The 12,483-nt window shown below is 71.0% G+C and carries 12 protein-coding genes; 7 read left to right on the top strand and 5 right to left on the bottom strand.

The genetic code is table 11. From position 1 onward, the window contains the following. Positions 1–25: 25 nt before the first annotated feature. Positions 26–553 carry a hemerythrin domain-containing protein gene (locus RBS60_RS09200; protein ID WP_307957251.1) on the bottom strand — a complete coding sequence of 176 codons (528 nt, stop codon included), beginning with the start codon at positions 551–553 and terminating at the stop codon, positions 26–28. A 74-nt stretch (positions 554–627) separates the two neighbouring features. After that, complete coding sequence (locus RBS60_RS09195; protein ID WP_307957250.1) at positions 628–2,052, bottom strand: NAD(P)H-quinone dehydrogenase; 1,425 nt, start codon at positions 2,050–2,052, stop codon at positions 628–630. Positions 2,053–2,171: 119 nt separating this feature from the next. Here RBS60_RS09195 and RBS60_RS09190 point away from each other — a divergent pair, with 119 nt between their 5' ends. Next, positions 2,172–2,969 (top strand): purine-nucleoside phosphorylase, encoded by a 798-nt coding sequence (locus RBS60_RS09190; RefSeq protein WP_307957249.1) that lies wholly within the window; start codon positions 2,172–2,174, stop codon positions 2,967–2,969. Positions 2,970–2,982: 13 nt separating this feature from the next. Continuing rightward, entirely contained in the window at positions 2,983–4,839 is a 1,857-nt protein-coding gene (locus RBS60_RS09185; RefSeq protein WP_307957248.1) for a phospho-sugar mutase, read from the top strand. Positions 4,840–5,008: 169 nt separating this feature from the next. Here the strand turns inward: RBS60_RS09185 and RBS60_RS09180 are convergent, their stop codons facing one another. From RBS60_RS09180 to nirD, 3 genes are all read right to left on the bottom strand, one after another. Then, positions 5,009–5,464 carry a Clp protease N-terminal domain-containing protein gene (locus RBS60_RS09180; RefSeq protein WP_307957247.1) on the bottom strand — a complete coding sequence of 152 codons (456 nt, stop codon included), beginning with the start codon at positions 5,462–5,464 and terminating at the stop codon, positions 5,009–5,011. A 32-nt stretch (positions 5,465–5,496) separates the two neighbouring features. Then, positions 5,497–5,706 carry a helix-turn-helix domain-containing protein gene (locus RBS60_RS09175; RefSeq protein WP_307957246.1) on the bottom strand — a complete coding sequence of 70 codons (210 nt, stop codon included), beginning with the start codon at positions 5,704–5,706 and terminating at the stop codon, positions 5,497–5,499. A gap of 71 nt (positions 5,707–5,777) precedes the next feature. Further along, positions 5,778–6,167: a nitrite reductase small subunit NirD gene (gene nirD, locus RBS60_RS09170; RefSeq protein WP_307957245.1), complete on the bottom strand. Its 390-nt coding sequence runs from the start codon at positions 6,165–6,167 to the stop codon at positions 5,778–5,780. A 336-nt stretch (positions 6,168–6,503) separates the two neighbouring features. Here nirD and nirB point away from each other — a divergent pair, with 336 nt between their 5' ends. From nirB to RBS60_RS09145, 5 genes are all read left to right on the top strand, one after another. Then, a complete protein-coding gene (nirB, locus tag RBS60_RS09165) occupies positions 6,504–9,104 on the top strand; it encodes a nitrite reductase large subunit NirB (protein WP_374049258.1) in 2,601 nt (866 codons plus the stop codon). A gap of 2 nt (positions 9,105–9,106) precedes the next feature. Further along, entirely contained in the window at positions 9,107–10,207 is a 1,101-nt protein-coding gene (cobA, locus tag RBS60_RS09160; protein WP_307957244.1) for a uroporphyrinogen-III C-methyltransferase, read from the top strand. 29 nt (positions 10,208–10,236) lie between these two features. Beyond that, complete coding sequence (locus tag RBS60_RS09155) at positions 10,237–11,418, top strand: uroporphyrinogen-III synthase (RefSeq protein WP_307957243.1); 1,182 nt, start codon at positions 10,237–10,239, stop codon at positions 11,416–11,418. A 90-nt stretch (positions 11,419–11,508) separates the two neighbouring features. Next, positions 11,509–12,204 carry a deoxyribose-phosphate aldolase gene (deoC, locus tag RBS60_RS09150; RefSeq protein WP_307957242.1) on the top strand — a complete coding sequence of 232 codons (696 nt, stop codon included), beginning with the start codon at positions 11,509–11,511 and terminating at the stop codon, positions 12,202–12,204. Between the two features lie 34 nt (positions 12,205–12,238). Beyond that, the gene (locus RBS60_RS09145) at positions 12,239–12,469 is read left to right on the top strand and encodes a hypothetical protein (RefSeq protein WP_307957241.1); all 231 of its coding nucleotides are present in this window, start codon (positions 12,239–12,241) and stop codon (positions 12,467–12,469) included. Positions 12,470–12,483: the final 14 nt, after the last annotated feature.

Here is a 12,483-nt window from a genome sequence, read left to right as displayed (position 1 = left end):
GTCTCAATCCGAGGGGGCCACGGGCCTACTGCCCGACGACCTCCTCGAGCCCAGCCACCGCCTTGGCGAGCGAGAGGTCCGGGTTCCGCGCGATGTAGGGGAAGAGCAGCTCGTTCTCCTTGCGGAGGTGGAGCGCGAACGCACGGGTGATCACGAGGCCCAGCGCAGCAGCCCGCGCACCCTCGGCGGGCCGGAGCTCCTCGACGAGGCCGATGATCGTCCGGTGGTCCAGGAGCATCCCCTCCACCAGGAGCCGGCCCTCCGGCGTCTCTCGCGCCGGGCCGTACAGCGGCCCTTCCTCGGCCACGGCGTGCGGAATGAGCTCGTCCTCGCACCAGGCAACGAGGTTGGCATGCTCGTCGTACGCGGTGCCGCCGTCTCCCCCGGCGACGGCGGCGATCAGGGCATCGGACAGCGCCGTCACCCGGTGCAGCATGTGGGTGTGGTGCTCCTCGATGGCTGCCAGGGCATCGTTGTCGTTGTCGAACGCGCTGTGCGAATGCGCGTGGGAGTGGGAGTGGGAGTGCGCGTGTCCATCATCGGTGTGTGCCATGCCGCCATCGTCCCGCGCACCACCGACAGTCCTCAAGGGACCACGGACCCGAAGACCTCCGTGGAGGGCCCCTGCTACATGTGCACGTGCAGGCGGCGGGCGGCCTCGGCGATCGACCCGGTCAGGGAGGGGTACACGGCATAGGTGTTCGCGACGTCGTCCACGTGGAGCTTCTGCTCGACGGCCATCGCGAGCCCGAAGATGAGCTCCGAGGCGTTCGAGCCCATGACCACCGCGCCGATGAGCGTCCCCGAGCCCTTGCGCGAGATGACCTTGATGAAACCGTCTGTCGTGTTGCGCATCTTGGCCCGGGGGTTGCTCTTGAGCCGCAGCATCACGACGTCTCCGGCGACCCGACCGCTCGTGACGTCCTCCTCCGAGACGCCCACCGAGGCGATCTCGGGCGAGGTGAAGATGTTGGACGCGACGTGGTTGAGGTTGAGCGGGGTGACCTGGTCGCCGAGAATGTGCGCGACGGCGATGCGGCCCTGCATCGCGGCCACCGAGGCCAGCGCGAGGACACCCGTGCAGTCCCCCGCGGCGTAGACGTTGGTCGCGGTGGTGCGGGAGACGCCGTCGACCTTGATGTGGCCGCTCTCGGTGACCGCAACGCCGGCCTGCGCGAGGCCGATCCCGTCGGTGTTGGGGATGGATCCCACGCACAGGAGGCAGTGGGTGCCCGTCACCTTGGTGCCGTCGCCGAGGGTCACGGCCACGCCGTCGCCGGTCCGCTCGACCGCCTCGGCGCGGGACCGGGACAGGACGCGGACGCCGCGGCGGGCGAAGACCTTCTCGAGCACCTCGGCCCCGTTCGTGTCGGAGCCGGGGAGGACCCGGTCGCGGGACGAGATGAGGGTGACGTTGGAGCCGAGGCCGTTGTACGCCGAGGCGAACTCGGCGCCGGTCACGCCCGAGCCCACCACGATGAGTTCCTCGGGGATCTCCTCGAGGCTGTAGATCTGGGCCCAGTTGAGGATGCGCTCGCCGTCGGGGCGGGCCGTAGGCAGTTCCCGGGGGTGTGCGCCCACGGCGAGGATCACGGCATCGGACTCGATGCGCTCGACGCCGTCCACCGTCGTGGCCTCGATCACGCTGCCGTCGACGAGCCGACCGGAGCCCATGACGATCCGCACGCCCTGGGCCGCCAGCCCCGCCCGGATGTCTTCGGACTGCTGCCTCGCGAGCCCGAGCAGCCGGTCATTGACGATGCGGAGGTCGGCGTGGAGGTCGGAGCGCTGGAGCGGTCCGCCCCCCTCCGAAGCGAGGCGCAGGCCCAGCGCCGAAGAGGCCTCCTCGACGCGGGTCATGAGGTCTGCGGTGGCGATGAGGGTCTTGGAGGGGACCACGTCGGTCAGCACCGCCGAGCCGCCGAGGCCGGCACGCTCGACGATCGTCACCCTGGCGCCGAGCGAGGCCGCGACCGATGCCGCCTCGTAGCCGCCCGGGCCGCCGCCGAGGATTGCGATATGAGGAGCCGCGAAGTCAGGATTCATCGTCACGGACACCCATTCTGCCCCGGCTGCGCGCTGTGGGCCATTCCCGCCCCGCGTGCGCGCGTGCTCCGGGTCGTGCAGATTGGTAGGTTCTTCCTGTGACGACAACGGCGAGGACGGCGATCATGGACAGTCCCTTCGAACTGGCCCATGCCGCGGCAGACCACATTGCGCGGGCAACCGGCGTTCAGCAGCACCACATCGCGCTGGTCCTCGGCTCCGGCTGGGGCGGCGCGGCGGATCTCGTCGGCGAGACCACGGCAACGCTCGAGGCGTCCGAAATCCCCGGATTCTCGGCGCCGGCCGTCGAGGGGCACGTAGCGACCGTCCGCTCGGCGCTCACCCCGGACGGCAAGCGCGCCCTCGTCCTCGGAGCCCGGACCCACTACTACGAGGGCAAGGGCGTGCGCGCGGTCGCACACGGTGTGCGCACGGCCGCGGCTGCCGGCTGCCGGGTCGTGGTCCTGACCAACGGGTGCGGCGGGCTCAATGCGGACTGGGCGCCGGGCACCCCAGTGCTCATCAGCGACCACATCAACCTCACGGCCGCCTCCCCCCTCGAGGGCGCGACCTTCGTGGACCTCACGGACCTGTACTCCGCGCGGCTGAGGGCCGTGGCACGTTCCGTGGACCCGAGCCTCGCCGAGGGCGTCTATGCCCAGTTCACCGGGCCGCACTACGAGACGCCGGCGGAAGTCCAGTACGCCAAGCGGATCGGAGCGGACCTCGTCGGCATGTCCACGGCACTCGAGGCGATCGCCGCACGCCATGCCGGGCTCGAGGTCTTCGGAATCTCGCTTGTGACCAATCTCGCGGCAGGCATCGGCACCGAACCGCTGAGCCACGAGGAAGTCCTCGAGGCGGGCCGCGCCGCGGGACCGCGCATCTCACGCCTCCTCGCCGACGTCATCGCCGCGATCTGAAGGACTGCACCCCATGAGCACGCTCCCCCCTGGAACGCCCGACCTCGCCGAACTCGCCCCGCTGGCAGAGGCCTGGGCGGCAACAGACCCCGACCCCGAGACGGCCGCGCAGCTGCGCGAGACCCTCGCGCGGGCCTCCGAGGCGGATCCCTCGCCCGCCCGCGATGCGGCCGTCCAGGAGCTCTCGGACGCCTTCTCGGGGACGCTCCAGTTCGGCACCGCCGGCCTGCGGGCTGCGCTCGGGCCCGGGCCGAACCGGATGAACCGTGTCACGGTGCGCCGGGCCGCGGCCGGGATCGCGGCTTTCCTGACGCGCCGGGTCTCTGCGGCGGACGACGACGGCGCCCCGCCGCGCGCGGTCGTCGGCTACGACGCGCGCACCAACTCCGACGTCTTCGCGGCCGAGACAGCTGCGATCTTCACCGCGGCCGGGATCGACGCCTGCCTCCTGCCGTCGGCGCTGCCCACGCCCGTTCTGGCGTACGCGCTGCGGGCTCTCGGCTGCGATGCCGGCGTCATGGTCACCGCGAGCCACAACCCGCCGCAGGACAACGGCTACAAGGTCTACCTCGGCGGCCGCGCTGTGGAGGAGGCCGGGCGCGGCGCACAGATCGTCGCCCCGATCGACGCGGAGATCTCCGAGCTCATCGGGAGCGTCGGTCCGGTCGGGGACATCGCCCTGGCCGAGAGCGGCTGGACCGTGCTCCCGGCGAGCATCGCCGCGGACTACCGCGGCGCCGTCGTGCGTCTCGCCAAGCCGGAGATGTTCCCCGCGCGGGACCTCAGGGTGGTCCTCACGCCCATGCACGGTGTGGGCGGCGAGACGGCCATCAGCGTGCTGACGGCGGCCGGATTCACCGACGTCTCGCTCGTCCCCGAGCAGGCGCAGCCCGACCCCGCGTTCCCGACGGTCGCCTTCCCGAACCCCGAAGAGGCCGGTGCTCTGGACCTGGCCATCGACGCCGCGAAGTCCGCCGGCGCGGACCTCGTGATCGCCAATGATCCCGACGCCGACCGCTGCGCCGTGGCCGCCCCGGACCCGGCGACCGGCGAGTGGCGCATGCTGCGCGGCGACGAGGTAGGCGCACTCCTGGGCTCGCACGTGGCGCGCCGCCTCGGGCGGGCCCAGGGCCTGACGGACGACGACGTCCCCCTGCCGCCCGCCGACGGCTCACCCGCCGCCGATCCTCTGGCAGCGGCGGACGGGGATCTCGCGGCCTCAGAAGCCGCGCCTGTCTTCGCGAACTCGATCGTCTCCTCCCGACTGTTGGCCAGGATCGCGGCGTCGGCCGGTCTGGGCCACCGCGAGACCCTCACCGGCTTCAAGTGGATTTCCCGCGTGCCGGGCCTCGTGTACGGATACGAGGAGGCCCTCGGCTACTGCGTCGCACCCGGTCTCGTGAGGGACAAGGACGGCATCTCCGCGGCCCTGCTCGTTGCCGAGCTGGCCGCGGACGCGAAGGCCCACGGCCAGACCGTCTTCGACCGGCTCGATGCGCTGCACGTGCTGCACGGCGTGCATCTGACTGACCAGCTGAGCGTACGCGTGGCCGACCTCGGCCTGCTGGACGCGATGATGACGCGCCTGCGGCACGACCCGCCGGCGTCCTTCGCCGACTCCCCCGTCGAGACGGCCCTGGACCTCTCGACCGGTTCCGAGGAGCTTCCTCCCACCGAGGGGCTCCAATGGGTGACGCGGGACGCGACGAGAGTCATCATCCGCCCGAGCGGCACCGAGCCGAAGCTCAAGTGCTATCTCGAGGTGATCCGTCCCGTGGACAACTCGGCGGAGCTCGGCGAGGCACGCCAGGCAGCGCGGCACGCGCTGGACGCGGCGATCGACGACGTGCGCGAGGCCCTCGGGCTCTGACCGGGCGGCGCTATGCTCGCGGACGCCGTCGCTCGCGGGCAAACACTCCGGCCCGCCCACGCCGTCGCTCGCGGGCAAGACACTCCGGCCCGCGGCAACAACGGTTATGCCGCCCAGGGAGGGTCATCTCGCCCAAGGGCGGTCATCCGCAAATGAACGACCCACGCGTTCATGCAGCGAGCCGCGCGCGGACCGTGCGCGGGTCAACGCCCAAGCGCGCGAGGAGCGAGGCCGCGGGGTCGGGCTCCGGTGCGTCCAGGAGCGCGAGGATCAGGTGCCGCCCTGTGATCGTGCGGGACTTCTCGGAAGCCGCGTACCCGACAGAGCGGGAAAGGACGCCCTTCGCCCCCGACGCGAAGGGCAGGCGCCCCACCCTCCCCGGGACCTGGGCGAGCGGTCCCGGCCCCGGATCGATGCCGACGGCGGCGAGAGCCTCACGGTCGAGGGCCGCCTCGGCGGCGCGTGCATCCTCGAGTCCGGTGCCGAGGATCGCGGCACTGTCGGGATCGTGGAGGAGGCCGAGCAGGAGGTGCTGCGTGCCGATGCGCCGGTCCCCCCGGCGCTCGGCCTCGTGCACCCCCTCGGTCACGGTGGTGCGTGCCGCGGCTGCGAATCGTTCGAACATATCGTCCGCCCTTCAGATGGGCAGGGCGCGCCTCAGCGGGCCTTGCCGTGCTTGGTATGGACGGACTGGCGGGACACCCCGAGGGCGTCCCCGATCTGCTCCCAGGTCCAGCCGCGCTCGCGGGCGAGGGCCACGTAGCGCGTCTCCGTGGACTCGGCGAGTCGATGGAGCGCGCCGACGGCGCGCAGGCCCACCGCGGGGTCCTCGGATTGCAGGGAGTGTGAGATCTGCTGTTCCTCCATACCTGTCAATCTAAACTGACAGGTAGGCCGTGTCAATGCAAACTGACAGGAACAGCTTGCACTGGGAGTACTCAGGCCGCGATCTGCACGATGCCGTTGACTACGCGCGTCGGGAAGGCAGCGATGGACGTGCCGGGCGCGTCGAGCCGCTCCCCCGTCGCCAGGTCGTAGACCTGCTTGTGCAGTGGGGAGGCGATCGTGCGGCGCTCGCCGCGCGAGCCCACGATGCCGCGCGCCATGACATGGGCCTCGGTCGCGGGATCGCGCTGCTCGACGGCGAAGACCTCGTCCGTCGCGAGACGGAAGACGGCGATCTGCCGTCCACCGATGAGCGCCGCCTCGCCCCAGTTGGGCTCAAGGTCAGTGAGGTTGCAGACGCTGTGCCACGCGCCCGCCGGAAGGGCGAGGGCGGCGTCGTCCGTCGGGGCGGCGGGGGCTGGTGAGTCTGCGGTGATCGTCATGCCTCAACGCTACGGAGTGGGCGATTTCGGCGGGGTTGAGTCTGTGTCACAGCCACGTAAAACCGCCCTCACACCGACCGAAACATCCTCGTGACAGCGAAGTTAATCGGCCGTTACACACGGGCAACTGGTCCGAAACTGCGGGTTCCTACGCTGGAGGAAATCGTTTCGCCGGCGCCTTGTCGGCGCCCACTTCGACGGAAGGCCCCGCACGTGAGCATTCCCCTTCAGCCCGAGAACGCACCATCCCCGGCCCCGGAGGCTGGTGCACGCCCAGCTCCGCGACGCGTCGTCGTGATCGGCGGCGGTCCCGCCGCGCACCGCTTCGTCGACGCGATGGTCGCCCGCGGCCTCGACGGCTTCGAGGTCACCGCGATCGCCGACGAGGCGCACCTCCCCTATGACCGCGTGGCGCTCTCCAAGGCCCTCACCGGCGACCCGGCCGACGTCGACCTCACGCTCGGCGACCCCACCATGTGGGATCTGGCGGGCGTGACGCTCCGCACCGGGGCCCGCGCCGTGCGCATCGACACCGACGCCCGCATCGTCTACACGGAGGACGGCCGCGGCCAGACCGACCGGCACGCGTACGACGAGCTCGTGCTCGCGACCGGCTCGAATGCGGCCCGGCTCCCGATCCCCGGCGCCGACAAGTCATACGTGTACCGCACGCTCGAGGACGTCTGGTTCCTCCGCGCCGAGATCGGCCGCCTGGCCGAGGATCTGGGCCGCACGCCCGTCGTCGCCGTGATCGGCGGAGGCCTCCTCGGCATCGAGGCCGCGGCGGGCGCGCAGTCCCTGGGCGCCGAGTCCATCATCATCGACGGCTCGCCGTGGCCCATGAACAGGCAGCTCGACGAGGGCGCAGGCCAGGCGCTCACCCGCCTCATCGGGGCCAAGGGCTTCACGATCCACGGCGGCGTGTTCCCCTCCGAGGTCCAGACGGACGACGCCGGCCGGGTCACCGGCGTCGTCATGGCCGACGAACGCGTCATTGACGCTGACCTCGTCGTCGTCGCGATCGGCGTCCGCCCCCGCGACGAGCTCATCCGCGCAGCGGTCGATGCGTCCGTCGAGGCGGGCCGCGCGAACAGCACCGGCAGCGCCGGCCTCGAGCTCGGCCCGCGCGGCGGCGTCGTGATCGACGAGGCGTGCGCCACCGGGGCGCCGAATGTGTGGGCCATCGGCGAGGTCGCGAGCTTCGGCGGCATGTGCCTAGGCCTCGTGGCCCCAGCGAACACGATGGCCGAGATCGTGGCAGACCGCCTCCACGGCGGCGATGCGACGTTCCCTGGCTTCGACACGGCGACGAAGCTCAAGCTCTCGGGCGTGGACGTCGCGAGCTTCGGTGACGCGTTCGCAGCGGAGCCGGGCGCCCTCGAGATCGTCTACGCGGATCCCGCCCGCGGCGTGTACCAGAAGATCGTCACGACCGACGACGCGCGCACGCTCCTGGGCGGCATCTTCGTCGGCGACGCCTCCCCCTACATGGCGTTGCGCCCGCTCCTCGGCCGCGAGCTCCCGGCCGAGCCCGGCGCCTTCCTCTCCGCTGCTGGGGGCGGAGAGGCTCCCGAGACCGAGCTCCCCGACGACGCCATCCTCTGCTCGTGCAACAACGTCGCCGCGGGGACGCTGCGCGACGCGGTGAACGCCTGCGGGACCTGCGAAGGCAAGGATCCAGTCCAGGACGTCGCGGGCCTCAAGGCCTGCACCCGCGCCGGGACCCAGTGCGGCTCGTGTGTGCCCATGATCAAGAAGCTCCTCGAGGCCGAGCTGACCAAGTCCGGCGTGACCGTCAGCAAGTCGCTCTGCGAGCACATCGCCCTCTCGCGCCAGGAACTGTTCGACGCGATCCGCGTCCTGCAGCTGACCTCGTTCGAGGACATCATGTCCCGCTACGGGACTGGCGCCGGGTGCGACATCTGCAAGCCCACCATCGCCTCGATCCTCGCCTCCCAGACCTCGGCCTACGTGCTCGACGCCGGCCGCGGCACCCTCCAGGACACCAACGACCGCGCGCTCGCGAACATGCAGAAGGACGGCACGTACTCCGTGGTCCCGCGCATTCCGGGCGGCGAGATCACGCCGGAGAAGCTCGGCGTGATCGCAGCCGTTGCCCAGAAGTACGGCCTGTACACGAAGATCACGGGTGGCCAGCGCATCGACATGTTCGGGGCGCGCCTCGAGCAGCTCCCCGACATCTGGGCCGAGCTCATCGCCGCGGGCATGGAGTCCGGGCAGGCCTACGGCAAGAGCCTGCGCACCGTGAAGAGCTGTGTCGGCTCGACCTGGTGCCGCTACGGCCAGCAGGACTCCGTGGGGATGGCGATCCAGCTCGAGCTGCGCTACCGCGGCCTCCGCAGCCCCCACAAGCTCAAGCTCGGCGTCTCTGGCTGCGCCCGCGAGTGCGCGGAGGCCCGGGGCAAGGACGTCGGCGTCATCGCCACTGCCGACGGCTGGAACCTGTACGTGGGCGGAAACGGCGGCGCGACCCCGGCCCACGCCCAGCTCCTCGCGAAGGACCTGGACGACGAGACGCTCATCGCCTACATCGACCGCTACTTCATGTACTACATCCGCACCGCGGACCGCCTCCAGCGCACCGCACGCTGGCAGGAAGAGCTCGATGGCGGACTCGAGCATGTGCGCCAGGTCGTCGTCGAGGACTCCCTCGGGATCGCCGCCGAACTCGAGGCCGCGATGGCCACGCATGTGGAGCACTACGAGGACGAGTGGGCCGCGACCCTGGCGGACCCCGAGCGCCTGCGCCGGTTCCGCTCCTTCGTCAACGCCCCGCAGGAACAGGACGACTCGATCGTCCACGTCCCCGAACGCGACCAGATCCGCCCCGCGACGCAGGCAGAGAGGGAGGGCGCGCGGGTATCCCTCGGCGCGACGATCCCGGTCCGCGCTGCGGCCCTCGGCGAAGGAGTCTGACCATGGAGCTCACCCTGTCACTCGAGGGCCTTCCCGTCGTCGTCCTCGGCGACGCCGACGAATCCCGCCAGGTCCTCGCGCGCTACCGGAAGGCCGGCGCACACATCACGTTCTTCGACTCGCCCGAGTCCTACATGAGCTCAGCGGCAGTCCCGCCGAGGCCCGCGCTCGTCGCCGTCGTCGGCCGGTCCCCCAGGAGCCACGCCGCGCACGACGGCGCGTGGTCGACCGTGCTGGACCACTACCGCAGGCTCGGGGTGCCACTCGTCACGGAACCGCCCGCGGGCCTCCGCGGGCACGTTGCCCTCGTGGGCGGCGGCCCCGGCTCGCTCGGCCTCCTCACGGTCGACGCCGTCGAGGCCCTGCGCGACGCAGACATCGTCCTGTTCGACCGGCTCGCCCCGTGGCGCGAACTCGAGGAGCTCACGACAGCGCGCCTCGTCGATGTCGGCAAGCTCCCCGGCCACCACAAGGTGCCGCAAGGGGAGATCAACAGGCTCATCGTCGAGTATGCCTTGGTCGGCATCAACGGGCGCCCCGCCAATGTGGTGCGGCTCAAGGGCGGGGACCCGTTCGTGTTCGGCCGGGGGGCGGAGGAGGCGGCAGCGTGTGCCGAGGCCGGGGTCCCCGTGCGGATCGTGTCAGGGATCTCGAGCTCGATCGCGGTCCCGGCGGCGGCCGGCATCCCGGTGACGCACCGCAACGTGAGCCACTCCTTCACCGTCATCTCGGGGCACGCCCCGCTCACCGACGCGGAGCACCTCCACCTCGCCGGGCTTGCGGCGGAAGGAGGCACCGTCGTCGTGCTCATGGGCATTGCGAACCTGCCCCACCTCGCCGCCGGGCTGCGACGGTCCGGGTTGTCCGCGCAGATGCCGCTCGCCGTCGTCGAACGCGGCCACCTTGCGGGCCAGCGCACCACCGTCACCGCCCTCGGAAGCGCGGAGGCGGATACGGCCGGGTGCGCGAACCCCGCCGTCATCGTGATCGGCGAGGTGGTCCGGCTCGCGGGGAGCGGAAGCACGGCGGACGAGGCAGCTGCCGGCCAGCTGCGCGGGATGGCGGCTGCGTTCATGATGGAGTCAGGGGGAGTCACCCCTTGACGTCTACGCCTCCGAGGGAAGCAACGCGCATGGCACAGTCACCCGATCCCGAGCTCGGCACGATGCTCGCGGGGTTCCGCGTGGGCGTCACGTCCCACCGGCGCTCGCAGGACCTCATCGAGGCGCTCGAGCGCCGTGGTGCGGAGGTGATGCATGCCCCGGTCCTCACGATCGCACCGGTCGGCCAGGACCTCGCGGTTCTCGACGACACACGCCTCACGATCGCGTCCCGGCCCGATCTGACCATCGTGACGACCGCCTACGGCATGCGCCGCTGGCTCGAGGTCGCCGACGCGGCGGGCCTCGGCGAGGACCTCCAGGACGCGCTGGGCGCATCCCGCATCTATGTGCGCGGGCCCAAGGCGCGCGGAGCCGTGCGCGCGGCGGGGCTCACGGATGTCGGGATCTCCTCCGACGAGACGACGGCGAAGCTCGTGGACCTCGTGCTGCACGACGCGGGCGGGCGGCTCGAGGGCAGCGGAAGTGACGGCAGCGGGCTCGAGGGCCGCGTCCTGGAAGGCAAGCGCGTCGTCATGCAGCTGCACGGCTACACCGACAAGGTCCAGCTCGACCGGCTGCGCGACGCGGGTGCCGAGCTCATCACGGTCACGCCGTACCGCTGGGTGCGGCCTGAGGGTGCCGATCGGCTCCAGGGCCTCATCGAGGCCGTATGCGAAGGCGAGCTGGACGTCGTGACGTTCACGAGCGCTCCCGCCGTCGACGCCTTCTTCAGCACGGCGCACGAGCTGGGAGTCTATCCGCGGCTCATCACCGCGCTCCGGCAGCGCGTCGCGACCGCAGCGGTCGGTCCAGTCACGGCCGCTCCCCTCGTGGCCGCGGGCCTCCGTCCCTGGGTGCCTGACCGCTTCCGCATGGGCGCCCTCATCAAGCTCGTGACCGATCATCTCTCCCTGCGGCAGGTCGCGCGGCTCGAGACCCCGGAGGGCGTGGTCGAGCTGCGGGGCCGCACCATGGCGATCGACGGGCGCAGCCTCCAGGTCGCCCCCACCGGGATGCTCCTCTTCAAAGCCCTGTTCGATGCTGGGGGCGCGGTCGTCTCGAGGGAGACGCTCGCCCGACTCGTGTCCAGTTCGGCGTCCGACCACGCTCTCGACATGGCCGTCAACCGGCTGCGCAGCGCTCTTCCGTCGGCGGACCTGATCCAGACCGTGGTGAAGCGCGGCTATCGTCTGCGGGTCAACACTCCCTGAGGCGTGGCAATCATGTCCTGGGCGAATGTCGCCGGGGTCCGCGCGCGGGGATGTGCCAGTATGGGATGACCCAAGCGAAAGGACGCCGACGTGTCTACCGAGCCCGCACTGCCTGCCGCGGACCTTGCCGGCTACATCGATCACACCCTCCTCAAGCCGGAGGCGAGCGAGGCGGACATCCTTGCGGTGTGCAGCGAGGCCGTGCAGTACGGGTTCAAGTCGGTGTGCGTGAACCCCGTGTGGGTCAAGACCGTGGCCAAGGCCCTGCGCGGCTCGGGCGTGCTCACGTGTGCTGTGGCGGGCTTCCCGCTGGGCGCGACGCCGACCGATGTGAAGGTCTTCGAGGCACGCGGGGCCACGCTCGACGGCGCGGACGAGGTGGATATGGTCATCAACATCGCCGCCGCGCGGGCCAACGACCGCGGGACGCTGGTGGAAGACATCCAGGCCGTCGCCGAGGCCGTGCACGGCAGTTCCTCGATCCTCAAGGTCATCATCGAGACCTCGCTCCTGACCGATGAGCAGAAGGTCCTCGCCTGCGAGGCAGCCGTCGAGGCTGGCGCGGATTTCGTCAAGACATCGACCGGGTTCAACGGGGGCGGGGCGACCGTCGAGGACGTCGCCCTCATGCGTGCCACGGTGGGTCCCGACATCGGAGTCAAGGCTTCCGGCGGGGTGCGGAGCGTCGAGGATGCGCGGGCTATGATTGCAGCAGGTGCCACCCGGATCGGCGCGAGCTCCGGGGTGGCCATTGTTACCGGTGGCTCCGGCGCAGCCGGATACTGACAGCCGGCTACTAGACAAAGCGTTGAGGAGAGACATGTCCGACGAACAGTACAACCGCCCTCTTGAGCCGAACCCCCTGGGCGGCAGCATCATCCTCTTCGTGATCTTCATGGTCATCTTCCTGGTCGGGCTGTACGTGGTGCAGTTCCTCGACTTCACGACGGTGTGGCCCATGGCTGTGCTCATCTTCCTGTTCGCCGCGACCTTCGGCATCCCGATGACGTTCTTCGCCCACAACAACGCGGGCGACGAGCACCGCCGCTGACGGGCGCCGCCGCA

This window comes from Sinomonas sp. ASV486 (assembly GCF_030908215.1).
In the GTDB taxonomy this organism is placed as follows: domain Bacteria; phylum Actinomycetota; class Actinomycetes; order Actinomycetales; family Micrococcaceae; genus Sinomonas; species Sinomonas puerhi.
Note: the sequence above shows the minus strand (reverse complement) of the source record. Positions and strands in the feature narration are given on the sequence as shown.